The sequence below is a fragment of the Thermodesulfobacteriota bacterium genome (assembly GCA_031082315.1).
Lineage (GTDB): Bacteria > Desulfobacterota > QYQD01 > QYQD01 > QYQD01 > QYQD01.
Window position 1 is genome coordinate 139514 of sequence record JAVHLC010000007.1, and the last position, 25453, is coordinate 164966.

General features: G+C 50.0%; 27 protein-coding genes. 1 reads left to right on the forward strand and 26 read right to left on the reverse strand.

The features are described from left to right. Positions 1–305 precede the first annotated feature (305 nt). The 3 genes from RDU59_08145 to mutM form a co-directional block, all read right to left on the reverse strand. A complete protein-coding gene (locus tag RDU59_08145) occupies positions 306–935 on the reverse strand; it encodes a metallophosphoesterase family protein (protein ID MDQ7838449.1) in 630 nt (209 codons plus the stop codon). A 177-nt stretch (positions 936–1112) separates the two neighbouring features. Further along, positions 1113–1922: a radical SAM protein gene (locus tag RDU59_08150; protein ID MDQ7838450.1), complete on the reverse strand. Its 810-nt coding sequence runs from the start codon at positions 1920–1922 to the stop codon at positions 1113–1115. A gap of 242 nt (positions 1923–2164) precedes the next feature. After that, positions 2165–3007, reverse strand: coding sequence for a bifunctional DNA-formamidopyrimidine glycosylase/DNA-(apurinic or apyrimidinic site) lyase (gene mutM / locus RDU59_08155; protein ID MDQ7838451.1), 843 nt, complete (start codon positions 3005–3007; stop codon positions 2165–2167). Between the two features lie 277 nt (positions 3008–3284). Between mutM and rpsT the strand changes: the two genes are divergently transcribed. Next, positions 3285–3563, forward strand: coding sequence for a 30S ribosomal protein S20 (gene rpsT / locus RDU59_08160; GenBank protein MDQ7838452.1), 279 nt, complete (start codon positions 3285–3287; stop codon positions 3561–3563). Between the two features lie 236 nt (positions 3564–3799). Here rpsT and RDU59_08165 read toward each other — a convergent pair whose 3' ends face one another. The 23 genes from RDU59_08165 to amrB all read right to left on the reverse strand — a co-directional run bounded on the left by RDU59_08165 (position 3800) and on the right by amrB (position 25242). Continuing rightward, the gene (locus tag RDU59_08165; GenBank protein MDQ7838453.1) at positions 3800–4315 is read right to left on the reverse strand and encodes an LptE family protein; all 516 of its coding nucleotides are present in this window, start codon (positions 4313–4315) and stop codon (positions 3800–3802) included. A gap of 22 nt (positions 4316–4337) precedes the next feature. After that, a complete protein-coding gene (gene leuS / locus RDU59_08170; GenBank protein MDQ7838454.1) occupies positions 4338–6836 on the reverse strand; it encodes a leucine--tRNA ligase in 2499 nt (832 codons plus the stop codon). Positions 6837–6838: 2 nt separating this feature from the next. Further along, the gene (nusB, locus tag RDU59_08175) at positions 6839–7264 is read right to left on the reverse strand and encodes a transcription antitermination factor NusB (protein MDQ7838455.1); all 426 of its coding nucleotides are present in this window, start codon (positions 7262–7264) and stop codon (positions 6839–6841) included. 132 nt (positions 7265–7396) lie between these two features. Next, positions 7397–7885: a 6,7-dimethyl-8-ribityllumazine synthase gene (gene ribE / locus RDU59_08180; protein ID MDQ7838456.1), complete on the reverse strand. Its 489-nt coding sequence runs from the start codon at positions 7883–7885 to the stop codon at positions 7397–7399. An 88-nt stretch (positions 7886–7973) separates the two neighbouring features. After that, a complete protein-coding gene (locus RDU59_08185; protein MDQ7838457.1) occupies positions 7974–9179 on the reverse strand; it encodes a bifunctional 3,4-dihydroxy-2-butanone-4-phosphate synthase/GTP cyclohydrolase II in 1206 nt (401 codons plus the stop codon). A gap of 21 nt (positions 9180–9200) precedes the next feature. Then, positions 9201–9863 carry a riboflavin synthase gene (locus RDU59_08190; GenBank protein MDQ7838458.1) on the reverse strand — a complete coding sequence of 221 codons (663 nt, stop codon included), beginning with the start codon at positions 9861–9863 and terminating at the stop codon, positions 9201–9203. Positions 9864–10129: 266 nt separating this feature from the next. Next, positions 10130–11236: a bifunctional diaminohydroxyphosphoribosylaminopyrimidine deaminase/5-amino-6-(5-phosphoribosylamino)uracil reductase RibD gene (ribD, locus tag RDU59_08195; protein ID MDQ7838459.1), complete on the reverse strand. Its 1107-nt coding sequence runs from the start codon at positions 11234–11236 to the stop codon at positions 10130–10132. Further along, on the reverse strand, positions 11237–11710 hold the full coding sequence (gene nrdR, locus RDU59_08200) for a transcriptional regulator NrdR (GenBank protein MDQ7838460.1): 474 nt from the start codon (positions 11708–11710) through the stop codon (positions 11237–11239). Positions 11711–11734: 24 nt separating this feature from the next. After that, positions 11735–12175: a cytidine/deoxycytidylate deaminase family protein gene (locus RDU59_08205; protein ID MDQ7838461.1), complete on the reverse strand. Its 441-nt coding sequence runs from the start codon at positions 12173–12175 to the stop codon at positions 11735–11737. 2 nt (positions 12176–12177) lie between these two features. Further along, complete coding sequence (gene glyA / locus RDU59_08210) at positions 12178–13452, reverse strand: serine hydroxymethyltransferase (protein MDQ7838462.1); 1275 nt, start codon at positions 13450–13452, stop codon at positions 12178–12180. Positions 13453–13652: 200 nt separating this feature from the next. Further along, positions 13653–14099: a ribose 5-phosphate isomerase B gene (rpiB, locus tag RDU59_08215; protein ID MDQ7838463.1), complete on the reverse strand. Its 447-nt coding sequence runs from the start codon at positions 14097–14099 to the stop codon at positions 13653–13655. 1 nt (position 14100) lies between these two features. After that, the gene (gene fabF / locus RDU59_08220) at positions 14101–15342 is read right to left on the reverse strand and encodes a beta-ketoacyl-ACP synthase II (protein ID MDQ7838464.1); all 1242 of its coding nucleotides are present in this window, start codon (positions 15340–15342) and stop codon (positions 14101–14103) included. Positions 15343–15440: 98 nt separating this feature from the next. Next, on the reverse strand, positions 15441–15674 hold the full coding sequence (acpP, locus tag RDU59_08225) for an acyl carrier protein (GenBank protein MDQ7838465.1): 234 nt from the start codon (positions 15672–15674) through the stop codon (positions 15441–15443). A gap of 43 nt (positions 15675–15717) precedes the next feature. Further along, the gene (gene fabG, locus RDU59_08230) at positions 15718–16464 is read right to left on the reverse strand and encodes a 3-oxoacyl-[acyl-carrier-protein] reductase (protein MDQ7838466.1); all 747 of its coding nucleotides are present in this window, start codon (positions 16462–16464) and stop codon (positions 15718–15720) included. Then, positions 16461–17657 carry an electron transfer flavoprotein subunit alpha gene (locus tag RDU59_08235; protein MDQ7838467.1) on the reverse strand — a complete coding sequence of 399 codons (1197 nt, stop codon included), beginning with the start codon at positions 17655–17657 and terminating at the stop codon, positions 16461–16463. The genes fabG and RDU59_08235 overlap by 4 nt, the downstream gene beginning before the upstream one ends. A 10-nt stretch (positions 17658–17667) precedes the next feature. Next, the gene (locus tag RDU59_08240) at positions 17668–18450 is read right to left on the reverse strand and encodes an electron transfer flavoprotein subunit beta/FixA family protein (GenBank protein MDQ7838468.1); all 783 of its coding nucleotides are present in this window, start codon (positions 18448–18450) and stop codon (positions 17668–17670) included. 238 nt (positions 18451–18688) lie between these two features. Further along, a complete protein-coding gene (locus RDU59_08245) occupies positions 18689–19846 on the reverse strand; it encodes an acyl-CoA dehydrogenase family protein (protein ID MDQ7838469.1) in 1158 nt (385 codons plus the stop codon). A 27-nt stretch (positions 19847–19873) separates the two neighbouring features. After that, entirely contained in the window at positions 19874–20854 is a 981-nt protein-coding gene (locus tag RDU59_08250; GenBank protein MDQ7838470.1) for a beta-ketoacyl-ACP synthase III, read from the reverse strand. Between the two features lie 34 nt (positions 20855–20888). Further along, on the reverse strand, positions 20889–21923 hold the full coding sequence (gene plsX, locus RDU59_08255) for a phosphate acyltransferase PlsX (protein MDQ7838471.1): 1035 nt from the start codon (positions 21921–21923) through the stop codon (positions 20889–20891). 25 nt (positions 21924–21948) lie between these two features. Beyond that, positions 21949–22128 carry a 50S ribosomal protein L32 gene (rpmF, locus tag RDU59_08260; GenBank protein MDQ7838472.1) on the reverse strand — a complete coding sequence of 60 codons (180 nt, stop codon included), beginning with the start codon at positions 22126–22128 and terminating at the stop codon, positions 21949–21951. A gap of 18 nt (positions 22129–22146) precedes the next feature. Further along, entirely contained in the window at positions 22147–22665 is a 519-nt protein-coding gene (locus RDU59_08265; GenBank protein ID MDQ7838473.1) for a DUF177 domain-containing protein, read from the reverse strand. A gap of 200 nt (positions 22666–22865) precedes the next feature. Beyond that, positions 22866–24269: a glutamate--tRNA ligase gene (gene gltX, locus RDU59_08270; protein ID MDQ7838474.1), complete on the reverse strand. Its 1404-nt coding sequence runs from the start codon at positions 24267–24269 to the stop codon at positions 22866–22868. A 172-nt stretch (positions 24270–24441) separates the two neighbouring features. After that, positions 24442–25242: an AmmeMemoRadiSam system protein B gene (gene amrB, locus RDU59_08275; protein MDQ7838475.1), complete on the reverse strand. Its 801-nt coding sequence runs from the start codon at positions 25240–25242 to the stop codon at positions 24442–24444. Between the last annotated feature and the right edge of the window lie 211 nt (positions 25243–25453).

A 25453-nucleotide genomic window follows, 5' to 3' on the forward strand; every position in this document is an offset into this window, starting at 1 on the left:
TGACTATACATAATGGGACTACCACTGTTTTTTGCATCGGCATGAGGAGTTTTTTTCTTAAATCCTGATTGAAAATTCCTGACGGGTTGTAGTTAGTGCTCATCCGGCCCTGGGCCGACCATAGGCCGGGAACTACTGTTTCCGACTTCAAGCTTTCAGCTATCCGCCATCAGGCGTCAGCATGTTTGTTATCCGTTAACCGTTGTCCGACATTTTCTTTCGGTAAACGGTCAACAGTGAACGGTGGACCGGCTTCATGCCGATAGCTGAATGCTGATTGCTCGACAAAGGGGGTATAAATATGGTCAAAAAGAATAAAACTTCTGTGCGGGTAGCTCAACGCATGTCAGTTTATTGCCGTAAACTGCACCGGTGTCAATGCCTATCTTGTTTCCCATCACCAGCGGCTCACCAAATGGCGTGTGACCGAAGACGACTTTCTTGCCAAAGTCGTACATAGAAGAAAAAAAGGCCTCTCTTATCCAGAGAATGTCCTCTATTTTTTGATCCTCTAACGGTAAATAAGGCCGAAGGCCGGCATGAACAAAGATATAGTCCTCTGTCTCATGTATAAGGAGCAGCGAACGAAAAAAATCATGATGATCCGGGGGCAGGGAAAACTCCCCCTTTTTGCTATAGGCATCGATGGTCTTCTGGCCTCCATTCAGGATGAATAAAAAGGGATTGACCCGGTCAAGATAATCGAGGAACATCTTTTCATGGTTACCCATGAGAAATACTATATGATTCGACCTATCTTTTAAATCTAAGAGATAGTCGATGACTTCACGGGAAGCCGGACCGCGGTTAATATAATCTCCAAGAAAGATAAGGGCATCCTGTCCGAGGTTAACCGGCAGGGTACCCATTAACCCTTCCAGCTTATCCAGACATCCATGAATATCCCCAACCGCAAATATACGTCTATCGCTCATAACCTTTAAAATCAATACCGGATGTTCTCGTAAAGACTCCAATGTTGATGAATCCGTAAAAAAGCTTTTTTACCGCTGAGCACGCAGAGTCCGCAGAGAAAAACTGTAAACTATTCAATATGTTATCTCAGCGTTCTCAGCGATCTCTGCGGTAAAATTTTACTTTTTACGAAGCCGTCAATACAGGATAAATGTCCGTTTCCGCAGGTCAAGCCTGGTTATCCCTTCTTCTTTCGCCATCGTGATCGCCTCACGGTATTCCTCGGCAGTTATACGCCGGTCAAGGGGAGGATATTTGTACGCCTCGCCGCAGGGCCGATACTGGTCCATTATATTCACGTAGGTATTCGGCGATATTTCCCGGGCCAGAAAACGCATAACATCCCGCGTCCCGGCCAGACCATCCGGCAGGACCAGATGGCGCACCAGGAGTCCACGTTGTGCTATGCCACTGGAATCTACAGTCAGGTCGCCCACCTGGCGATGCATTTCTTTGATGGCCTGTCCGGCTATCTCCGGGTAACCGGGCGCCTTGGAGAGTCTTATAGCCACCTCTTCATCCCAGTATTTAAAATCAGGCATATAGATATCAAAAATACCATCCAGCAGCTTAATCGTCTCGATGGCATCATACCCGCCCGTGTTATAGACCAGGGGGACGCAAAGTCCGCCCTCAATGGCTATGGATAGGGTCTCCAGTATCTGGGGCACAACATGGGTTGGAGTGACAAAATTGATGTTATGGCAACCCATGTTCTGTAAATATAGCATCAGCAGGGCAAATTGTTCCAGAGAGATCTCTTCGCCTTCTCCGAGGTGACTGATTTCCCAGTTCTGACAAAAAACGCAAAGGAGATTACAGCTTGTGATAAATATGGCTCCTGATCCATGCCGACCTACAAGCGGGGCCTCTTCTCCAAAATGCGGGCTAAAACTGGAGACCATGGGAAGTCTGCCTGTATGGCATATCCCTTTTTCGTTCTGCATCCGATTAACCCGGCACTTTCGCGGACATAGACAACATTCTTCAAGTATTTTATTAGCTTTTTCGATGCGGGGGTTGAGCTCGCCACTTTTATATGTTTCCATGTAGGCCGGTTCGAACATGGTTACGTCAATGAAGTTATTCGTTAATTGTTATTTGTTATTCGAGTAACCAATAACGAAAATGAAGTTTTTCTCTGCGAACTCTGCGTGCTCAGCGGTGAAAAGGCTTTTTTACAAATCCATCAATTCTCATCTTGACATTTTGGACAAAAACAGGTTCCCCGCCCGGCCACCTTTATCCTGACAATAGGCGTCCTACACCGCGGGCACGGCCTGCCTTGCCGCTGATATACCTTATGCTGTCTCTGGAATTCCCCCTCTTTTCCATCCGGCAGCCTATAGGTGCTGACACTAGAACCACCACAGACAATAGCCTCGTTGAGTATCTGCCCGATGGTCTTATGGAGTCTTTTGATCTCATGTTCAGTGAGCGTATTTACCTTTCTTTGCGGATGGATGCCGGCCCGGTAAAGACTTTCATCTGTATAAATATTCCCCAGACCGCTTATAATATGCTGATTGAGCAAGAGACCTTTTACTGTGCCGGTTCGGTTAGAGAGACAGGTTTTGAACCCTTTTAGATCGAGGGTCAGGGCATCAGGGCCCAGATTATCCAGATAGGCATTTTTGTCTTCACCCGGCCTCACGCCCCGGCGCATCTTCGACCGGAGGGAAACCCAGCCAAAGCGACGCATATCGGCAAAGCGCAATTCATGTAGATTATCATTAAGATGTAAGACCATGCGGGTATGCCGGTCTATCGCCCCACCCTTCTGCCGGTATAATAATTGACCGGTCATGCCCAGATGGATGCTAAGCTCATAGCCATTTGACAGATCAAAGACAATACATTTGCCTTTCCGGGACAGGTTTTTGATTTTCTTATTTCTGAGGAGCCCTGGAAGATTATTTTTTCGGCCTACTATTATGCTATGGTGAGCAACTTCAACCTCTTTTATAAGCTTACCACAGAGCTTTGGCCGGAGGTCTCTTACTATATTCTCGACTTCTGGAAGTTCAGGCATGTTAAGTTCTGCGCTCCAGCGCCTTCAATTTGTATATCTCCAGGATGGCTATAGCCGGCGGAAATATATCTCTGCTTCCAAATTATTTTAGCACAGGATTCTGTATACGCACTACCAAAATGATATATGTTAACAAAAGGGGACGGGGTATTGGGGGACTTTTTTACGAAGCCGCCGACAAAGAGTCGGAAAAACCTTGACATAATACCTTTAACCAATTATTTATACGGGTGTTTTACTTCAACGATAATTCAGGATTTTTTAAGGAGGGCAGGAGTTGGCTAATCATAAATCAGCGATTAAGAGGGCTAAGCAGTCTGAAAAAAAACAGGAAATTAATAAAGCTATTAAGACCCGGGTTAAAAATGTAATCAAAGCAGTCCATGCAGCCATGGCAGAAAAATCACCGGATAAGGCCAAGGAGTCTTTGGCTAAAGCCATTCCGGTCATCGACAAGGCTGCTTCCAAGGGGACACTCCATCACAGAAACGCTGCTCGCAAGATTTCGCGTTTGACCAGACATGTAAACGCCCTTCAATCCGGCTCACAAAGCTAAGACGGAAATATTTTAGCGTACCAATATCAGAAATGGCTTGTATCCAGACGGGTACAGGCCACTTCTATTTCTCACGCAAAGGCGCAAAGACCGCGAAGGAAAAAAGAAAATCTGGAAATCAAGAAATCAGGAATAGAACAGTATTTTTCTTTATGAGTTCCTGAGTTCCAAATTTTATTCTTTTTGCGTCCTTGGCGGCTTTGCGTGATATTTTGGACTTTTTATGAGTTCATCGATTAGAAATCTTCAAATATCCGCATGTGGATCATCTCGGCGAGGTCAGTAGCGATCTTATGAAGGGCTGCCTGCTTATTACTTTCTGTGGTAAGGGGGCTGCTTTCTACCTTATAGACCTCTTCTCTGATTATGTCTTTGTTCTGCCAGAGTACGCTGCTGTCGCGCCTTTCTAATACCGCTTCTATCGTAACTACCGCCTTCCTTTCCAGCCCTAGATAAGTGCCGCTAAAGGATATATCCGGCAGGTTAATCGACCTTATTTTACCTTTTAGAACGACATCCGCATCCTTGATATCGACCACCCTCAGCCTTTTTCGGCTTGTAAATTCATAGACCAACTGGTTTGTTAAATAGTTCTCGAAACCTGTCTCTCCCGTCTGATTACTGAATACCGGAATAGCTATGGTCTTTATATCTTCGGAAAAGGGATTGCCTTGTCCGCTGAAGTGATAACCACAGGCGGAAATGAAAAAAAATAGCAGTAACGGATTGATAACCTTAGCGTATCTCTTCATTTTAACGTAACCTTTTTTAAGCCTAAACCACGATGTTTACCAGCTTATTCCCGACTATGATGACTTTTTTAATCTCTTTTTCCTTAATCCATTCTTTGATACGCAGGTCGCTAATGGCAGCTTCCTTGATCTCTGATTCTCCTTGCCCGGCATCCACCTCGACACGGCTGCGTACCTTGCCGTTGACCTGAACAACAAGCTCTACTTTTTCCTGGCGGGCGGCTTCTTCATCATAGGAAGGCCAGGAAACTGACGAGAGCATTTCCTTATGCCCCATCGTTTGCCACAGCTCTTCCGCAAGATGGGGAGCGAATGGTGAGAGTGATATGATGACGGTCTCTATCGCCAGTTTCAAGACGGCCAGGGTCTGCGGATTTTTATCGCCTAAGCCGATGACACCATAAGCATCGTTGACCAGTTTCATTACGGCGCTTATAGCGGTGTTGAAATGAAATCTGTCCTCAATATCAGCGCCGACTTTTTTAATGGTCTGGTGAATCTTACGATGCAGCGCCTTTGCCTCGCCCTTTAGTTCAGATACATTGATTACAGCCGGAGATTGGGCTATTGTAATCCGGTTTTCAGTTACAAGTCGCCAGACCCGATTCAAGAAACGATAGGCGCCTTCCACGCCCTGGTCACTCCACTCCAGGTCGCGTTCCGGAGGAGCGGCAAACAGGCAAAAAAGGCGTACAGTATCCGCGCCGTAGCGATTTATGAGGTCATCGGGATCGACCACATTGCCCTTGGACTTTGACATCTTTGCCCCGTCTTTTATGACCATCCCCTGGGTAAGGAGATTTCTAAACGGTTCGTTTATATTAAGCCAGCCCAGATCACGCAGCACCTTGGTATAAAAGCGCGCATATAATAAGTGGAGTATGGCATGCTCTACCCCACCTATATATTGGTCAACCGGCAGCCAGTAATCGACTCCGGCCCGGTCAAGGGGGGCTTCCGTGTAGTCGGGGCAGGCATAGCGGGCAAAGTACCATGAAGACTCAACGAAAGTGTCCATGGTATCTGTTTCCCGGCGGGCGGCCCGGCCGCAGGAAGGGCACGTGGTGTTGACAAAGGAACTGAGCCGGGGAAGAGGTGAGCGGCCGGTCTCATCTATTTCGGCATCCAGGGGAAGTACAACCGGCAGATCCTTTTCCGGTACGGGCACAGCGCCACATGTATCACAGTAAATAATAGGTATCGGCGCGCCCCAGTAGCGCTGTCTGGAGATCCCCCAGTCCCGCAGCCGATAACTTAACGCTTTTTTACCCAGGCCGGTTACCTCAAGATGGCGGATGATAGCCTTTTTAGCCTCGTTGCTGTTCATGCCGTTAAATTGACCGGAGTTGACCATTGTGCCTTCTTCGACATAGGCTTCAGTCATATTTCCAGGGGAGAGTTTATCTCCCGGCGGTTGAATAACCACCACAACGTCCAGATCATACTTGCGGGCAAATTCAAAATCACGCTGATCGTGTGCCGGTACGGCCATAACCGCGCCGGACCCATACTCCATTAAAACAAAATTGGCCGCAAATATGGGCATACGCCGGCCGGTAAGGGGATTCAAACAATAGGCCCCCGTAAAGACGCCTTCCTTCTCAAAGTCTTCGCCCCCGATACGCAATCTTTTTTCACGATTCTCTTTTTCTACAAAGGCCAGCACAGCGGCCTCCCGGGAGGCGCTGCGGGAAAGTTCAAGGACTAGCGGATGGTCAACCGCCAGGCTCATAAAAGTGGCTCCAAATACGGTGTCCGGCCGGGTGGTAAATACCGTTATCTTTTTATCAGAACCCTCAATAGGAAAGTGGATCTCGGACCCTTCACTCTTACCGATCCAGTTTTTTTGCATTGTAACCACTTTTTCAGGCCAGCCGGTAAGACGGTCACATTCCGCCAGCAGCTCCTCGGCGTAAGCCGTGATTCTAAAAAACCACTGCTTCAACCGGCGGGTAGTAACCGGCGTATCGCAGCGCCAGCACACACCACTTCCCACGACCTGTTCGTTAGCCAGAACCGTGCCGCATTTTTCACACCAGTTAACCGGAGATTCCCTGCGATATGCCAGCCCCTTCTTGTGCATCTGGATAAAAAATAGCTGTTCCCAACGATAGTAGCCGGGATCGCAGGTGGCAATCTCCCGATCCCAGTCATAACTAAATCCCATCTTTTGCAACTGAGAACGCATATAATTGATGTTCTCGTATGTCCACCGGGCAGGATGAATTTTATGTTTTATGGCGGCATTTTCTGCCGGAAGTCCAAAGGCATCCCAGCCCATGGGGTGGAGTACGTTATAGCCTCTCATCCGCTTGTAGCGCGCAAAGACATCCCCTATGGTATAGTTGCGGACATGACCCATATGAATCCTGCCTGAGGGATAAGGGAACATTTCAAGGAGATAAAATTTATCCTTTGTACCGTCCGCTACGGTCTTAAAAGTCTTATTCGCTTTCCAATACGTCTGCCAGCGCGTCTCTATTTCTTGAAAGGCGTAGTTATTCGCTTGTACTTCCGTCATAGCTAAGTTTTATCACTCCCACCCTGACATAGCTGATGGCTGATGGCGTCCAGTATTCCATTTATAAAAGGACCGGAGTCTTCGGTCCCAAATTTTTTACCCAGTTCTACTGCCTCGTTGATAGTTACCTTAGGAGGAATGTCGTCACAATACAAGAGTTCAAATGCAGCCAGCCGCAAGATATTCCGATCCACCCGCGACATTCGATTCAGCCGCCAGTGCTCAGAATGCCCATTAACTAAAGTATCTATTTGTCCCCGATGGGTATCGACACCCTTGACCAGTCGTAAGCAGAAATCATGTGCCTGCTCCGGAATCTTAAATGAAGCGCAGAAGGCGGACGTCGCCTTTTCTGCCCCCGACCCGGTCAGGTCCATTTCGTACAATATTTGGAGAGCGCTTTCTCGTGCCTTCCGGCGAATGCCCATACGATAAGTCTTTCAAAGAGGTTCCGGCAGTCCTAACAGTCCGCTGCCAAGGCGCCCCGATACGGTCGGTTCCTCCCTACGGGGCAGGCAAAAAACGCAAGGCCTTAAGGAACATCAACTATTTTTATTATCTTAGGTTTCCTTTGTGTCTTTGCGGTGAATGGCCTTAAGAAGATTGACCATTTCAATAGCGGCCAGGGCCGCGTCCCATCCCTTATTGCCTGCTTTAGTCCCGGCGCGTTCAATGGCCTGCTCGATAGTGTCCGTGGTAAGGATACCAAAAGCCAGGGGAACGCCGGTATCCAGGGATACCTGGGCGATTCCCTTGGAGACTTCGGCGCTGACATATTCAAAATGTGGCGTTGCCCCTCTGATGACCGCGCCCAGGCAGATTACAGCATCATATTTATCGCTGGCAGCCGCCTTTTTGGCCACCAGTGGAATCTCAAAGGCCCCCGGAACCTTGTATATATCAATATCCTTTTCGCTTGCCCCGTGACGCAGCAAGGCATCCATGGCCCCGCCCATAAGGCGTTCACCGATAAAGTCATTAAATCGACTGATGATAATGGCTATCTTGAGCCCTTCGGCCCGTACCTTGCCTTCGAATACTCTGGCCATGTTTCTTCCCTCTTTTTTAAAATTTATTGATTTTTTCAACCAATCTCACTGCCGATCGCTGACGGCTGACTGCTGAACGCTTAAAAGTTTAATCAAGGTTCAATATATGCCCCATCTTTTTCTCTTTGGTCTTGAGGTAACGGATATTCTCTTTACCGGGAGGGACTTCGATGGGCACCCTTTCTGTAACCTTAAGGTCATATCCCTCCAGTCCAATAATCTTTTTGGGGTTATTGGTCAGAAGCCTCATCTTGCGAACGCCAAGATCGTGCAGTATTTGTGCGCCGATACCGTAGTCCCTGAGGTCGGCTTTAAAGCCCAGCTCTAAATTGGCTTCTACCGTATCCCTTCCCTGATCCTGCAATGCATAAGCCTTGATCTTATTGACAAGGCCTATGCCACGACCCTCCTGGGCCATGTAAAGTATAACCCCCTTCCCTTCCCGTTCCACCATTTTCATGGCGGCCTGCAATTGTTTGCCGCAATCGCAACGCAGGGATCCTAACACGTCTCCGGTAAGACACTCGGAATGGACGCGCACCAGAACTTCATCTTCAGGGTTAATCTCGCCCTTAACCAGGGCCAGATGCTCGCTATCGTCTATGTCATTAGTGAAGGCTATGGCCGTGAATTCCCCGCCATAGAGGGTAGGAAGAACCGTCGTTGCCGCCCGATGCACAAAGCGCTCGTTTCTGAGCCGGTATTCTATTATATCACGGACGGCAACGATCTTAAGGTTATGTTCCGCTGCGAATATCTCCAGATCAGGGAGACGGGCCATGGTGCCGTCATCTTTCATGATCTCGCAGATTACGCCGGCCGGTTTTAATCCGGCCATTCTGGCCAGATCAACCGAGCCTTCGGTCTGGCCGGTGCGCACCAAAACGCCGCCTTTACGTGCCCTTAATGGGAAAATATGCCCGGGCATGACCAGATCATCAGGGCCGGCATCGTCGGCAATGGCGGTAAGTATAGTTGTGGCGCGGTCTGCCGCAGAAATTCCGGTAGTTACCCCCCGTTTTGCTTCTATGGATACAGTGAAGGCAGTTCGAAAAGGAGATGTGTTATGGCCGATCATCATAGGAATTTGCAACTGTTCGATCTTTTCTTGAGTAAGAGAAAGGCATATCAAACCCCGGCCATAACGGGCCATGAAATTGATAGCCTCTGCTGAAATCTTTTCCGCTGCCATGGTCAGGTCACCCTCGTTTTCCCTGTCCTCATCATCAACCAGGATGACCATCTTTCCGGCCTTAATATCTTTCAGGGCCTCTTCAATGGTAGTTACAGGCATTTTATTATCTCCTTAGCTTGCTTAGACAATCCCATGTTCGGCCAGAAACTCCCGGCTGATCCTGCCCTTCTCTACATCCCTGGCCTTATCGTTCCGGCCCCTTGAGAGCAATTTTTCCACATACTTGCCGATAATATCAAATTCGATATTAACGGCATCGCCCGCTTTGCGCCGGCCTATAGTGGTGTGCCGGGCAGTAAAAGGGATGATGGATACAGAGAACGAAGAATCATGGCAATCGTTTACTGTAAGGCTGATGCCATCTACGGCGATGGAGCCCTTTTCTATCACGTATCCGGCGAATTCCTTTGGAATCCGGATAGAAAACAGGGTAAAGGCGGCCTGCTCCTGCCGGCTCAGAATAACTCCGGTCGCATCTATATGTCCGGTCACGATATGACCGCCCAGGCGATCTGTGGGCCTTAATGCCCTTTCCAGGTTTACCTTATCGCCTATATTGATCCGTCCCATGGTAGTCCGGCGAATGCTCTCCGGAGAGACATCTACGGTAAACACCGGACCGGATAAATCTGTTGCGGTCAGACAGGTCCCGTTCACACTAATACTTTCTCCCGGCATCAGGTCGGACCACTTTATATCGGCCTCAATCGTAAGTCTCAACCCCTCGCCGGAAGAGGCCTTTTTTCTTACGGTACCCAGGGTCTCTACGATTCCGGTGAACATTTCTCAACCTATAGTTCGTGTATCAGTTTAGCCTTTTGAAAAACTGGCTAAACTTCAATTCAAAATGCAAGATTCAAAGTGCAAAATTCAAAATGTTGATGGTTTTTGTCCGAAATTTTACATTTTCCATTTTGCAATGAGATTTAGCGCATTTTTAAAAGCGCTAACTTGTTACTAATTCGTTAGTTTTCATCCGGAAACCAAAAAATCCCAGACGAGCAGTCAGTATTCAGCTATCAGCCATCAGCCCTGCTGACAGCTAAACGCTAACCAGCCGGATAGGCCTCAACTAAAAGGTCATCTCCTATCTTTCTTGTCTTCATATCCTTAAGCCGAAAGGCCCCTGCTATATGATTTACACCTTCTCCGCCTACCATGTCCACGGCTTTTGTGCCTCCGATAATAATCGGCGCATAAAAGAGATAAAATTTATCCACCAATCTGGACTGTATAGCTGAGGCAAAGACGGTTCCCCCGCCTTCAATGAGTATGCTTAATATACCTTTCCTGCCTAATTTACTCAACAACTCCGCAAGGTCCAGGCCGCTTTGATTGGTAGAAACCGCCATTATCTCTACGCCTTTTTCTATGAGACGCCTCTTTTTGCTATCGGAGGCATTGTCAAGTGTAGCTACGAGAGTTTGCGCAGATGAGTCTAAGTTAAATATCCTGGCAGTGAGGGGAATTTTTAGCCCGGAGTCCAGTATTACCCGCAACGGATCCCTGCCTCTTTTTTGTCCGAGCCGTGTAGTCAACATGGGATTGTCTTTTATAACTGTTCCGGCGCCTACCAGGATGGCGTCAACCTCATTTCTCAGACGGTGCACAAAACGGCGTGCCCTTTCACCGGTAATCCATCTGGCATCCCCGCTTCGGGTAGCAATCTTGCCGTCCATACTGGCCGCCGCCTTCATGATAACAAAGGGCCTTTTCTCAGTGACGTACTTGATAAAGGCCTCATTTAGCCGAAGGCACTCTTTTTCTAAGATGCCGCATTCTACTTTCACCCCGTGTGACCGCAGAAACTCGATACCGCCCCCCTTTACATCGGGATTGGGATCAGGCATGCCAACGACCACGCGGCGTATTCCTGCCGTCAGGATCGCCTGCGTACAGGGAGGCGTGCGGCCATGGTGATTGCACGGCTCAAGATTTACATACAGGGCGCTGCCCTGCGTCCGTTTGCCCGCGGCGGTAATGGCGTTGATTTCCGCATGGGGTTCTCCGGCCTTTTCGTGGTATCCCTGGCCGGCTATCCTATTATCCTTGACAATAACCGCTCCGACCAAGGGATTAGGCGAAGTACGTCCCCGCCCCTTTGAGGCAAGGGTTAGGGCAATCCGCATATACTTTTCGTCAGCGTTTTCTGCCAACTATTTTTCCTCTTTTTCCTCGCGGGTAGCCAGTAAGCCCTTTAGTTCGGTCATAAACTCGTCCAGGTCCTTAAACTGCTTATAGACTGAGGCAAATCGAACGTATGCCACTTCATCCCATTCGCGCAATTTGGCCATGACTTTTTCTCCAATAACCGAGCATGGGATCTCTTTCTCCCCCATTTCTTGCAAGGTTTTTTCCAGGCCATCCACAAATTCCTCGATTAGATTAATGCTAATCGGCCTTTTCTCACAGGCTTTTTTCAGCCCTTCGACAACCTTCGTACGATTAAAGGGCTCCCGCCGCCCGTCTTTTTTTACTACAAGGGGCATAAATTCCTCAACCCGCTCATAGGTTGTAAACCGGCTCTGGCAGCGAAAACACTCCCTACGGCGTCTGATAACCAGATTATCTTTGCTGACCCGGGAGTCGATTACCTTGTCTTCCGCGTGTCCACAAAAGGGGCATTTCATTTTGGAAAGGCCTCCGTGTATCTGTTAGATTTGAATCAAGTTAATGCCGGCCTCTGCCAGCATATCACGGGAAAGGGCATCCGCATAACCTTCACGGTAAAAAATACATTTGACGCCGGCGTTAATTAACATTTTGGTGCAAATAACGCAGGGGAGATTCGTACAAAAGATGGTGGAGTCAGCGATGGATATGCCGTGATATGCGGCCTGGATAATCACATTCTGTTCGGCATGCAATCCGCGACAGAGTTCGTGCCGTTCACCGGAGGGAATGCCTTCTTTTTCGCGCAGACAACCTATATCAAGGCAATGTTTAAGGCCGGAAGGGGCTCCGTTGTAACCCGTGGCCAGGATGCGTTTGTCTTTAACCAGGACTGCCCCTACCTTGCGCCGCAGGCAGGTGGATCGTTCGGCCACAAGATAGGTAATGTTCATAAAGTATTCTTCCCATGACGGCCTGCTCATCTTCAGCCCTTTTTCTGCCCGCCGTATGAGGACCACAGGCCCGGATATAATGGAAACCGCTCACAAAGGCTGCGCACTTCCTGCCGTACCTCCCGGCGCACCTTCTCACTGTCCAGATTACCCAGGACAAGCGTCATGAGACGACCTATAGTAGTCATCTCTTCTTCTCTCATGCCCCGGCTGGTTACGGCCGGCGTCCCAATGCGTATGCCGCTGGTTATCTGCGGGCCTTTTGTATCGAAGGGTATGGCATTTTTATTCACCGTAATACCGGCTTCATCCAGGGCCAGTTCTGCGTCTTTACCGGTTATCCCCCGGACAGTCATCAGGTCAACCAGCATAAGGTGGTTGTCTGTACCTCCGGAGACTAAACGATAACCATCCTGCTGAAGAACCGTAGCCAGGGTCCGGGCATTTTTCACAATCTGTTCCTGATAGGATCTAAAGGAAGGACTTAACGCCTCCTTGAAGGCCACCGCCTTGGCTGCAATAGTATGCATAAGCGGCCCGCCCTGGATACCCGGAAATATCTGGCTATTGAGTTTTTTTCCATATTTTTCCCTGGCCAGAATAAGACCTCCACGCGGCCCCCGCAGTGTCTTATGGGTAGTCGAGGTGACAAAATCGGCATAGGGTACCGGTGAAGGATGCACCCCGGCCGCGACCAGGCCGGCGATATGGGCCATATCTACCATCAGATAGGCCCCAATTGTATCCGCAATCGAGCGAAAGGCAGCAAAATCAATTACCCGCGGATAGGCGCTGGCCCCGGAAATAATCATTTTGGGTTTGTATTGAAGGGCCAGTTTTCTTACCTCTTCATAATCTATGGTCTCGGTTTCCCTGCTTACCCCATATGAGACTATGTTATAAAATCGGCCGGAAAAATTCACCGGGCTGCCATGGGATAGATGGCCGCCATGCGCCAGATCCATACCTAATACTGTGTCGCCGGGCTCAAGAAACCCGAAATAGATAGCCATGTTGGCCTGAGTACCGGAGTGGGCCTGGACATTAGCGTATTCAGCGCCGAATATCTCTTTGACCCGCTCTATGGCCAAATTCTCGGCCATATCTACGTACTCGCAACCGCCGTAGTACCGCCGGCCCGGATAACCCTCGGCATACTTGTTCGTTAAAATACTTCCCTGTGCCTCCAGGACAGCTTCACTGACAAAATTTTCTGAGGCCACCATCTCCAGCTTATGAGTCTGCCTCTCAAGTTCAAGTTGGAGGACGTTGAATATCTCAGGATCGGTATTCTTCAAATACAACATGCTCGTTATAACCCCTAACCATCGTCCGCTGTAAGCGGAGAACCAAAATGTAGTTGTATAATTTCAAATGACAAAATCCAAAATTCAAATGAAATTCAAATAACTAAATGACAAAAATTTCGCGGTTTGGGTTTTGCCATTTGTCATTTATTTGAGCTTTGAAATTTGTCATTCCTTTTAGCCTACACCTTTTGATCTCTCTATCTGTATTTCCCAGCCAACTCCTCGATCAAATCAATGCGTCTCTTATGCCGGCCACCCTCAAACTCCGTTTCAAACCACGTCTTAATGATCTCCATGGCCAGCCCCGGTCCAATAATCCTGGCCCCCAGGACCAATACATTGGCATCGTTATGCTGGCGGCTCAAGCGTGCCGTGTAAATGTCATGGCACAGGGCGGCCCGAACCCCGGGCAGGCGATTGGCCACAATAGACATGCCTATTCCACTGCCGCAGAGCAAAATTCCACGCTGGCATTCGCCGCTGGAGACCAGTTTAGCAACTTTCATCCCATAAACAGGATAGTCGACTGAGTCTTCGCTATCGGCGCCTACATCACAGCAAGAGATGCCATTTGACGCCAGATATTGCCTTATCGGCCCTTTCAAGGCGTAGCCGCCATGGTCACAACCCAGTGCCACTTCCATTTTATTCCTCGAATTTTTTAAAGATGATAACGGCGTTTGTGCCTCCGAACCCAAAGGAATTAGACATGGCTGTCTTGACTTCTACCTTGCGTGCCTGGTTGGGCACGTAGTCCAAGTCGCACTCCGGATCCGGCGTTACATAGTTTATAGTCGGAGGCACTACGCCATCTACAATAGACAAGATACAGAAGACAGCCTCAACGCCACCGGCCCCGCCCAAAAGATGGCCGGTCATAGATTTGGTCGAACTGACCGGGACACTTTGGCTTCGTTCCTTAAACACGCTCTTTATAGCTAACGTTTCCATGAAATCGTTAAGGGAGGTCGATGTGCCATGGGCGTTGATATAATCAATGTCCTGGTGAGAAAGGTCGGCATCATCCAGGGCGAGCTGCATACATCTGGCTGCGCCTTCCCCGCTCGGCGCAGGCGCGGTCATGTGGTAGGCATCGCTATTTAAGCCATATCCTACGATCTCCGCATATATTTTCGCCCCGCGATTTAAGGCAGTATCGAGGTCTTCCAAGATAATCATACCGCTGCCCTCGCCGATAATAAATCCGTCCCGGTCTTTTTCAAAAGGCCTGGAGGCTGCGGCAGGGTCATCATTTCGGGCGGAGAGGGCCTTCATAGAACTAAAACCAGCCACCGTGAGCGGGGTAATTACCGACTCCACACCCCCGCAGATCATAACATCTGCCGCACCGCCCTGAACTATCCTGAACGCCTCGCCTATAGCGTGCGAGCCGGCCGCGCAGGCCGTAGTCACAGAGATATTGGGCCCTTTGGCGCCATAGAGTATTGATATGTGGCCACAGGCCATATTAGGGATAACCATGGGAATAAAAAATGGTGTGACTCGCCGCGGGCCTTCATTTGAAAGGACGCCGTGATATTCTTCGATTGTCCCTAATCCGCCGAGTCCGCTGCCGGTGAGCACCCCCACGCGGGTTGCATTCCCTTCACTGATGACCAGATTGGCATCTTCAATGGCCATACTGGCCGCAGCAATGCCATATTGGATGAACAGATCCATGCGCCTGATCAGTTTCTTGGGTATAAAGTCTTCAGGATTAAAGCCTTTGACTTCCGCCGCGATCTTTGTCGAAAAATCCCTGGTATCAAAGCGTGTGATCTCCCCTACTCCGGATTTTCCTGCCAATGCCGCCGGCCAGGATTCTTTTACCCCGATGCCAAGGGGAGTAATCAACCCCAAACCAGTAACCACCACTCTTCGCTTCAAGACACCACTCCACCTGTAAGTATTCGGCCATCGGCTCCAACGGTCAGCCAAGGCAAAGAAGCCCCAAAAGACCGCTGATTGCCGGGCCGTCTAATTTATTATTTCTGCTGTGCCTGGATATAATTGACGGCATCCTGGACAGTCTTCATCTTCTCCGCATCTTCGTCCGCGATGTCGACGCCAAATTTCTCCTCCATAGCCATTACCAACTCTACCAGGTCTAATGAATCAGCGCCGAGATCGTCAACAAAAGAGGCCTTAGGTGTAACCTCCTCTTTGGCTACGCTCAACTGATTAGCAATAATCTCTACTACCTGATCCTGCACAGACATATTATTTCTCCTCCCTGTATTTTCGAATATTAATAAGGATAATTTATCCCATAAACATGCCGCCATTCACATGTATGACCTGTCCGGTTATGTAGCCGGCCTTATCTGAGGACAAAAATTCCACTATATCGGCTATATCTTCGGGTGTGCCCAGCCTGCCCAAAGGTATCTGGGCGGATAAAGACTTTTTTATCTCCTCGGGGATAGCTGCGGTCATATCACTTTCAACATAACCCGGGGCTATGGCATTTACGCAGATACCGCGCGGGGCCAGCTCCCTGGCTACGGAGCGGGTGAGCCCCATCAACCCGGCCTTAGAAGCGGCATAATTGGCCTGTCCAGCATTGCCCATGGCCCCAATCACGGAAGAGATATTAATTATGCGGCCGGTCCGTTGTTTCATCATGGCCCTGGCCACAGCACGAATACAATTAAAGGCGCCCTTCAGGTTGACGTCCAGGACACGGTCCCAGTCTTCTTCCTTCATGCGTACCAACAGTCCATCGCAGGTAATCCCGGCATTATTTACCAGTATATCGATACGTCCCAATTCCTCAAGCACCTGGCCGAAGAAATCCTGCGCCGCTTGATAAGAAGAGACATTAAAGCAATGAATGCTGGCTGTGCCGCCACCCTTTTCAATGGCCTCTTTAACCTCGATGGCCGCCTTTTCATTGGCCGTATAATTTATGAGCACCCTTGCGCCGAGGCCTCCCAGACGCAGGGCTATGGCCCGGCCGATACCTCTTGATCCACCCGTTACTATCGCCACCTTCCCCTGGAAGCTCATGAGCTTGATGACTCCTTCAGTCTCTTGGTTAGCGCCGGAATAATCTCAAAGAGGTCCCCGACTATCCCATAGGTAGCTACATCAAAAATAGGGGCGCCAGGATCACTGTTAATAGCCACGATGATATCTGAAGATTGCATACCTACCAAATGCTGTACCGCTCCCGACACCCCGCAGGCGATATAAAGCTTGGGACTGACGGTCTTCCCTGTCTGTCCTATTTGATGGGCATAAGATATCCATCCCTCATCCACTGCGGCCCGTGTGGCTCCAACAGCGCCGGCCAGTTGTCTGGCCAGTTCGTGCAGCAAGGCAAAATTTTCCGCGTTTTTCAGGCCCCTTCCTCCGGTGACTATAACATCAGCCTCCGCCACATTGACCAGATCGGTCTCTTCCTTAACTGAATTTACCAGGCGTACACGGGAACGCACCCGGTCCGAACCGGGAGTAACAGGAATGACTTCGGCCCTCCGACCGGGGGTGTAATCCCCCTTCTTCATCACCTTGGGCCGGACCGTGGCCATCTGGGGCCGCGATCTGGGACAGACAATGGTAGCCATAACATTCCCGCCAAAGGCCGGCCGGGTCTGGAGCAATAACCGGTCTTCCTTACGTATAGACAGTTCTGTGCAATCTGCAGTAAGGCCGCCACCGAGCATGGTAGCCACGCGGGGAATAAGCGAACGGCCAATAGCTGTAGCCCCTCCCAGGAAGATCTCCGGCCGGCACTGCCGGATAACATCCACCAGGACATTGCCATAGGCATCGTCGCTGTAACAGGCAAGCTCCGGGTGATCGATCACATATATCTTATCAGCTCCATAGGCGGCCAGTTCATCCGCCATATCCGTGACATTGTGACCCAACAGGACTGCGACTAATTCTACCCCCAGATCGTCAGCCAAGCGCCGGCCGACACCAAGAAGTTCATAGGAGACGGAGTGCATCTTTCCATATCCCTGCTCGGCAAAAATGCACACGCCACGGTAGGACTGAAGGTCTTCCCCGGCCATATCCCGGGCCCGTTCAATAACAATAGCTCCGGCCTCACAGTTATCCGCACAGATCCCACAAAGGACACAGGACTCGCCAACTCTGGCTATGCCATTTTCCAGGGTAATAGCCTCATAGGGGCAGGATTCAAGGCAAGTTCCGCAACCGGTGCATTTATCCTGGTCTATTCTTATGCTCATATATTGATATTTAATACCTAATCTGTTTAATATTTTTAAGCAAAATCTCTACCTGCTCCTCGACCGGACCCTCGATCATCAGGCGCTTTCTATCCCATTTCGGGGCAAAAATCTCGGTTACCTCGGTAAATGATCCAGCCAGACCGATCTTCTTTTCGTCAGCGCCAAGCTCTTTGGCCCCATAAACGGGAATCTGCTGATTCTTGGCCCTTATCTTGGCCTTAAGCGAAGGAAGACGAGGCTCGTTGATCTCTTTGACCACGGTTAAAAGGGCCGGCAGGGGCAGGTCAAGCACGTCGTATCCACTGTCCATCAGCCTTTGCAAACGCATGGCGCCGTTTTCCACAAACTCTATATGCCGCACATAGGTAACATAAGGAAGATTTAAACGCTCGGCCAGACCGGGGCCGACCTGAGCTGTGTCCCCATCTATAGCCTGTTTTCCGCAAATAATCAAATCAAAATGGCCGATCTTTTTAATGCCCAGAGAGAGGATATAGGTAGTAGCCCAGGTATCAGAACCGGCAAAGGCCCGATCGGAAAGGAGCACGGCCTCATCAGCGCCACAGGAAAGGGCCTCCCTGAGCGCTGTTTCAGCCTGGGGCGGGCCCATGGTTAATACCGTTACCTTTCCTCCATAACGTTCTTTAAGACTCAATCCGGCCTCGAGGGCGTGCATGTCATAGGGATTGACAATGCTTTCTACCCCCTCCCGTACCAGGGCTTTGGTCTCAGGATCAATACGGACATGGGCCGAATTTGGAACCTGTTTTATGCAGGCTACGATGTCCATTTAATATTTCTCCTCAAGTAAATCCCGAATTCTAAATCCTAACTCGGCTACGCCGAAGACCGTTCCCTCCGCGCTGCGCGCGTCGGGAACTAGTCAGTAGTCATTTGTCACTGGTAAAAGCGATCAATCTTCCAGACCTAACCAATGACTAATGACCAGTGACGAGTGACGTTTTGAACTTCGAACTTTGAACTTCACCAACCAGAGTCTTTGCGTTATGAAATTTAAAGCTAAGGGTCTACTTTGTGCGGCTATATTCCTTATTCAGGGCCTGGCCAATGACACTGCGTTGGATCTGGTTGGTTCCTTCATAAATCTGAAGAATTTTGGCGTCCCGCATCATCTTCTCCACGGGATAGTCCTTCATGTAACCATAGCCGCCAAAGACCTGGACTGCATCAGTGGTCACCTGCATGGCCGCATCACTTGGGAAGAGCTTGGACATGGCCGAGACCTTACTTATATCCTTGGGGTTACTGTCTATATATCTGGCCACGGCATAGACCAGGGCCCGGCCCGCCTCCGTCTGGGTAGCCATATCCGCCAGCATGTGCTGCACGGCCTGGAACGAGATTATGGGATGGCCAAATTGCACCCGCTCTTTGGCATATTGCACAGCGGCATCCAATGCCCCCTGCGCCAGACCGACGGACAGGGATCCGATGCCCGGCCTGGCCAGATCAAGGGTCCGCATGGCTACTATAAAGCCCATGCCTTCACGGCCAATAAGCCGGTCCTTGGGGATGCGGCAATGGTCAAATATAAGTTCCCGTGTAGATGAGGCCCGAAGTCCCATCTTCTTTTCCTTTTTCCCGAAGCTAAACCCGGCCTCCCCTTTCTCTACAATAAAGGCGCTCGCTCCCCGCGCCCCTTTTTCTCGATCCGTTAGAGCGATTATCGTATAGATCTCCGCCTCACCGCCGTTGGTTATCCATTGCTTGGTTCCATTTAGAATATAGGCGTCGCCGTCTTTCGTCGCCGTGGTGCGGATACCTCCGGCATCGCTTCCTGCCCCGGCCTCCGTCAGGCCGAAGGCCGCCAATTTTCGGCCACTGGCGATCTCCGGCAGATATTTCTGCCTTTGCTCTTCGCTGCCGAAGAAAAGGATGGGAAGGGCCCCCAAGGCGCTGGCGGCGAAGGTTGTGGCTACGCCAATACAGGCGCGCCCAAGTTGTTCCACAGCCAGACAGTTTTCAAAGCATCCCCCGCCAAATCCACCGTATTTTTCCGGAAGATAGATTCCGAAGAGGTCTGCCTTCGCCAGGTCTTCCATTATCTTCCAGGGAAATTCCTCTTTTTCATCCAGTTCCGCACGCACGGGCACAACCTTTTCCTCGGCTATCTTACGCGCCAGGTCCACAATCATCTTCTGCTCATCAGTCAGGAAATAATCCATAGGAAATCACCCTTTCATTAATATCTTTCACCATCTAATCAGCGAGGCCCCCCAGGTAAAACCTCCACCGAAGGCATTGAGCATTATTAAATCTCCTTCCCTGATGCGCCCTTCACGGTTGGCCTCATCCAGGGCAATGGGAATGGTGGCGGCCGATGTATTGCCATATTTATGGATATTAACATAGACCTTTTCCCTGGGCAGTTGCAGGCGCTCAGCGATGCTGTTAATAATTCGTATATTGGCCTGATGAGGAATGTAAAGGTCTATATCCTGCGGAGATAAGTTATTGGCCTCCAGGGCCTCCCGGGCGGATTCTTCCATGGCCCTTACGGCCAGCTTAAATACATCACGGCCCTGCATGTGAATGTACTGCAGATTGTCGTCCAGCATCTGGCGGGAGGGTGGCGACACGCAACCGCCTCCCGGGATATGTAAAAGTTTCCAGAGGGCGCCGTCGGCGTGCAGATGGTTGGAGAGGATACCCCGCTTTCCGTTACGACCGGTTACCACTACTGCTCCAGCCCCATCCCCGAAAAGGACACTCGTATTTCTATCTTTCCAATTGACGCGACAGGAGAGAACTTCAGCCCCTATAACCAGTATTTTAAAATTGATATTATTCCGAATAAAATTGTCGGCGGTAGCCAGTCCATAGAGGAAACCGGAACACGCCGCAGACAGGTCAAAGGCAGCTGCCCTTTCTGCCCCAAGATTTTTCTGTACCAGACAGGCGGCCGTGGGCATGAGCATATCCGGCGTAAGGGTACAGACGATAATCATATCCAGTTCTGCGGCCTTAATCCCGGCCATATCCAGGGCCTTCTTAGCCGCCTGCGTGGCCAGGAAGGAACAGGGTTCATCCTTAGAGGAGATGCGGCGCTCTTTTATTCCCGAACGCGTAGTAATCCATTCGTCAGAGGTATCGACCATCTTTTCCAGATCCTGGTTGGTCAATACCCTCGCCGGTAAGTGACAACCTGTGCCGACAATAACCGTGCGTACCAAAATAAAATTCTCCTCAGATTTTCCTGTTCCTGTGTTACCTGTCAGATACGACCCGCCGCCTGCCCAGAGCCTGCAAGTCACCGCTGTTTCTTAAATTGGAAAGGAGGTGTTCGTTCAGCTTCTGTGATACAAACTCAGCAGCCATCAAAATGGCATTCTTGATGGCCCTGGGACAAGATCGGCCATGGGCAATAATTCCGATGCCATTTATACCCAGAAGAGGGGCTCCTCCGTACTCTGCATAATCTACCTTTTTCTTAAACCTGCGGAAGGCGCTACTACATAACAAATAACCTGCCCTGGCAAAAAGGCTCTTTTCTATCTCGGCCCTGAGCATAAGACTGATGGCCTCGGCCAGACCTTCGCTTAACTTCAACGAGACATTGCCGACAAAACCATCACAGACAATAACATCTACATCGCCTCTAAAGACGTCCCTTCCTTCCACGTTACCTATAAAGTTGAGTGAACTCGCGGAAAACAGCCCATACGCCTTTTTTACTACCAGATTTCCTTTGGCGCCCTCTTCGCCTATACTCATCAGACCTACACGCGGATTGGATACCCCCAAAATACCCTGAGAAAACACCGTGCCCATTATACCGAATTGGAGAAGATGATGGGGCTTACAGTCCACATTGGCCCCGGCATCAATCATCACCGTCGGTCCCTTTAGAGTGGGAAGGACACCGGCAATAGCCGGCCGTTCCACCCCTTCCAGCCTTCCCAGCACAAAACTGGCCGTAGCCAGCGTGGCGCCGGAATTTCCGGCGCTGACCGCTGCGTCGGCCCGGCCCTGGCCCACCATCTCAAACGTCACCCGGATAGAAGAATCCTTCTTCTTTTTTAAGGCCTCAGAAGGAGATTCATCCATGCCCACAACTTCTGTGGCATTTTGTATGATAAAATGACCCGATCCGGCCCCGAGACGCTCAATTTCTTGAGTTAATAGATCTTCCTGGCCAACCAGAATGATGGACAGAGGCCTTTCCTTTACAGCCTGAGCGGCCCCTTCTATGACCACGGCGGGGGCATGGTCGCCCCCCATGGCATCAACAGCTACTCTTATCATATCATAGTTGGTTATATGGTTATTATTCGGTTACTTCGATTAAGGTCCGGCCCTTATAAGTGCCGCAGTGAGGACAAACACGGTGCGGCAACTTGGTTTCCTGGCACTGCGGGCAAAGAGAAAGACCGGGCAACGCCAAACCCTGCTGGGCCCGCCGTTTTCCCCTCCTTGACTTTGAATGTCTTCTTTTTGGTAATCCCATATTAAATTCTCCTTATTTTTATGATCGATCCTTGAGCTTTATATCTCTCAACGCCTCAAATGGCGAGAAAGTCGCCCCTGCCCGGCAATCACATGCGGTAAGATTCAGATTGACGCCGCAATGCGGGCACAGCCCCTTACACTCCTCATGACAGAGAGGTTTAACAGGCATCTGCAAGAATATCTGCTCGGCCGCGATCTGCGCCACATCCACGGTCTCCCCGTCAAAAAAAGAAACATCCATATCCTCAGGTGAAAGTTCGATCTCAGGATAACCCTTTTCGCCGGTGGGCAACATCAACAGGAAATCAAATTCATCCGCCAGCGCCCATGCAAAATCCTCCAGGCAACGACTGCAGTTAAGTAATAGCCTGGTCTTAATATCACCCATGACCCGGATATCGCGTCCCGCCCGTTCAATCTTTATATTAACCGCGATCGGCTCCTGTACCTGAGTTATATCCTGTAGAATCTCTCTCCCGTATTCGACATGGCAGCTTAACCCTTCCTGGGGGATGTCATGTACCTTTATCTTCAAGGCTGGACCTTTAAAAACTTAAAATTACCGCAGAGTCCCGGAAGAATCAGAGATAATTTACTAATTTTTATCCTGTAATATCTGCGAGTTAAAAACTACACATAAAAAATGCATAGCTTGTCAAATATATACAAAAAACCAGTCATGTCAAGCTTAAATGGTGGCCTAATACGGGTTTTGAGAAAAAGCGGCAGGCGCTCTCATACCATAGAGGCGAGGTATTTAATGCCTCGCTCTAAGCGTTTTACTACCCTTTCCGGGCCGAGGACTTCCATCAACTCAAACAGGCCCGGGCTTACTGTTTTGCCGGTAAGTATGAGCCGAAGGGGCTGGGCTATTTTTTTAAATTTAATATCTTTTTCGGCGCAGAAACGTTCAAATGTCGCCTCCATATCCTTCTGCCGAAAGAGAGGAAGCCCTTTTAACTCTTCCAAAATCTGCTGCATGAGTCCTTTAATGTCCGGGGTAAGAAACTTCTGGGCGGATTTTTCTTCATAGTCCAATTCATCTTTAAAATAAAAGGGCATGCCCCCGGCCATCTCTACCAGCGTCTTGCTGCGCGGCTGCAGGGTAGGAATAGCCCTGGCCAGATAAGACACATCTTCCACCTTAATGCCATGCTGTTCCAGAAATGGGAGAACAAGTCGGGCCAATTTATTCGGGTCTTCTTCCTTAATATAATGGGCGTTCAGCCAGAGGAGTTTATCCGGGTTAAAGATGCCCGCAGACTTACCCACATTCTCTAAAGAGAACTTTTCAATCAATTCTTCCCGCGAGAATATCTCCTGGTCTCCATGAGACCAGCCGAGCCGGGCCAGATAGTTAAGCATGGCCTGGGGTAAGTAGCCCATCTCTTTATAGGCCAGTACGGAGGTGGCTCCGTGGCGTTTACTGAGCCTGCTTCTATCTGCGCCCAGAATCATAGGCACATGGGCAAACTCCGGCGCCGGCCAGCCCAAGGCCTCATAGAGCAATATCTGACGCGGGGTATTATTCAGGTGATCGTCGCCCCGGATAACATGGGTAATCTTCATGCTGATGTCGTCTATCACCACGGCGAAGTTGTAAGTGGGCATGCCGTCGCTGCGCTGTATAATCAGGTCATCCAGTTCTGCATTGTCAAAAACCGTTGCCCCTTTTACCAGATCGTGTACTACAGTTGTTCCGTGCTCCGGGGCGCGAAAACGGACGACGGTATCCGGTCCTTTCTCAAGACCCCGATTCCGGCAGGCGCCGTCATATTTTGGCTTTCTCCCTTCGGCCATAGCGGCCTTCCTTCTGGCATCCAATTGCTCCGGCGAACATGAACAATAATATGCCTTTCCTTCCGACACAAGGCGGTCAATGTAAGACTGATAGATATCCAGACGCTGAGATTGGAAATACGGGCCTTCGTCCCAATCAATACCCAGCCACTGGAGTCCGTCCAGAATAGCCCGGGTCGCCTCTTCTGTAGAGCGGGCTACATCGGTGTCTTCAATCCGCAGGATAAACGTCCCGCCATGCCTCCGGGCGAAAAGCCAGTTAAACAGGGCGGTGCGCGCCCCGCCAATGTGGAGATAGCCAGTAGGGCTGGGCGAAAAACGCGTGCGTGCCTCAGACATAATTATAGATTCCTTCCCTGCTTAATTAACCGCCTTCAAAAATAAAACGGGGCCGCAGACCCCGCCAATGTAATAAACATTCTTGTTTTTAGCAAGCGTAACTACAGCCATCGCTTTCTGCCAAGGTTTTGTTTCTAGGCTGATAGCTGACGGCTGAGAGCTGAACGCCGGGTTACTCTATGTAAAGTCCGGCGTACCCGACCACCTGCAGGTAATCACCACTGACATCACCCGAGGTGGCATACTTAACCAGTTCAGCATGAGTAGCCCCCAGCTCTTTGCAGGCTGTCAGGGTAATCGTTGCCGGGATAACCCCGCACATAGAAATATCGTGTTTAAGGACTGTGGCTAAAAGGCCCCGCGGATCAAGGGCCAGGATGCGGTCAATCGCCAGTTTGTCTTTCTGCCTGGCGGACTTGTCAGACTCGTAGTGGGTCATATCCGAACTGGCCACGATAAGCACCTTCCGGCCGTACTCCTTGATGGCCCTGGCTATGGATTCGCCGATCTCCCGGCAGACCTCCCAGCCCGCATGGGCGAGGGCGATCGGCACCAGACTGAAATCCTTATTTAACGCCTGCAGAAAAGGAACCTGCACCTCCAGTGAATGCTCATAACTATGGGCGCGGTAATCATCTGTAATATAACGTGAATGCCCAAGTATCAGGGAGGCGAGTTCCTTATTGATAGCTACTTCGCCGTTAGGCATCTGCCATGTACCCTCAGCCATCACGGCATAAGGATCGCCCATGCCCCGGTGATTCGGGCCCAAGATAATCACATCATCGGGAACGGCTATACGGGAAAAGACCGCCCCGGCTACGTGTCCGGAGTATATATACCCGGCGTGAGGAGAAATAACCCCCAGGACTTCCTTCTTCTCCCCCGAAACCAGATACGACCGGACTTCCCTTTCTAAAGCCGCCGCCGATCCCGGATAAAATTGACCGGCTACGGCTGGTTTTCTTACCATATTTATTACCTCTTGCATTTGTAATAGCGGGGCTTCGCGTAATCGAGCGGTTAATTTTTTACCCTTCTCTATTCCCCTCTTTGGAAAAGAGGGGTTATGGGGAGATTTTATAATTGATTGCCCTTCAAATCCCCCCCTCGCCCCCCTTTACTAAAGGGGGGATAATAAAAAGCCTGTCTTATTTTAAGAGAAAGTTACCCACACTCTTTCA

Excerpts from the sequence above, each read along its gene's own strand:
- RDU59_08145 (MDQ7838449.1), bottom strand. The coding sequence starts at position 935 with ATGAGCGATAGACGTATATTTGCGGTTGGGGATATTCATGGATGTCTG.
- RDU59_08150 (MDQ7838450.1), bottom strand. The coding sequence starts at position 1,922 with ATGCAGAACGAAAAAGGGATATGCCATACAGGCAGACTTCCCATGGTC.
- mutM (MDQ7838451.1), bottom strand. The coding sequence starts at position 3,007 with ATGCCTGAACTTCCAGAAGTCGAGAATATAGTAAGAGACCTCCGGCCA.
- RDU59_08165 (MDQ7838453.1), bottom strand. The coding sequence starts at position 4,315 with ATGAAGAGATACGCTAAGGTTATCAATCCGTTACTGCTATTTTTTTTC.
- leuS (MDQ7838454.1), bottom strand. The coding sequence starts at position 6,836 with ATGACGGAAGTACAAGCGAATAACTACGCCTTTCAAGAAATAGAGACG.
- nusB (MDQ7838455.1), bottom strand. The coding sequence starts at position 7,264 with ATGGGCATTCGCCGGAAGGCACGAGAAAGCGCTCTCCAAATATTGTAC.
- ribE (MDQ7838456.1), bottom strand. The coding sequence starts at position 7,885 with ATGGCCAGAGTATTCGAAGGCAAGGTACGGGCCGAAGGGCTCAAGATA.
- RDU59_08185 (MDQ7838457.1), bottom strand. The coding sequence starts at position 9,179 with ATGCCTGTAACTACCATTGAAGAGGCCCTGAAAGATATTAAGGCCGGA.
- RDU59_08190 (MDQ7838458.1), bottom strand. The coding sequence starts at position 9,863 with ATGTTCACCGGAATCGTAGAGACCCTGGGTACCGTAAGAAAAAAGGCC.
- nrdR (MDQ7838460.1), bottom strand. The coding sequence starts at position 11,710 with ATGAAATGCCCCTTTTGTGGACACGCGGAAGACAAGGTAATCGACTCC.
- RDU59_08205 (MDQ7838461.1), bottom strand. The coding sequence starts at position 12,175 with ATGAGCAGGCCGTCATGGGAAGAATACTTTATGAACATTACCTATCTT.
- glyA (MDQ7838462.1), bottom strand. The coding sequence starts at position 13,452 with ATGTTGTATTTGAAGAATACCGATCCTGAGATATTCAACGTCCTCCAA.
- rpiB (MDQ7838463.1), bottom strand. The coding sequence starts at position 14,099 with ATGGAAGTGGCACTGGGTTGTGACCATGGCGGCTACGCCTTGAAAGGG.
- acpP (MDQ7838465.1), bottom strand. The coding sequence starts at position 15,674 with ATGTCTGTGCAGGATCAGGTAGTAGAGATTATTGCTAATCAGTTGAGC.
- fabG (MDQ7838466.1), bottom strand. The coding sequence starts at position 16,464 with ATGAGCTTCCAGGGGAAGGTGGCGATAGTAACGGGTGGATCAAGAGGT.
- RDU59_08235 (MDQ7838467.1), bottom strand. The coding sequence starts at position 17,657 with ATGAGCATAAGAATAGACCAGGATAAATGCACCGGTTGCGGAACTTGC.
- RDU59_08240 (MDQ7838468.1), bottom strand. The coding sequence starts at position 18,450 with ATGGACATCGTAGCCTGCATAAAACAGGTTCCAAATTCGGCCCATGTC.
- RDU59_08245 (MDQ7838469.1), bottom strand. The coding sequence starts at position 19,846 with ATGGATTATTTCCTGACTGATGAGCAGAAGATGATTGTGGACCTGGCG.
- rpmF (MDQ7838472.1), bottom strand. The coding sequence starts at position 22,128 with ATGGGATTACCAAAAAGAAGACATTCAAAGTCAAGGAGGGGAAAACGG.
- gltX (MDQ7838474.1), bottom strand. The coding sequence starts at position 24,269 with ATGTCTGAGGCACGCACGCGTTTTTCGCCCAGCCCTACTGGCTATCTC.
- amrB (MDQ7838475.1), bottom strand. The coding sequence starts at position 25,242 with ATGGTAAGAAAACCAGCCGTAGCCGGTCAATTTTATCCGGGATCGGCG.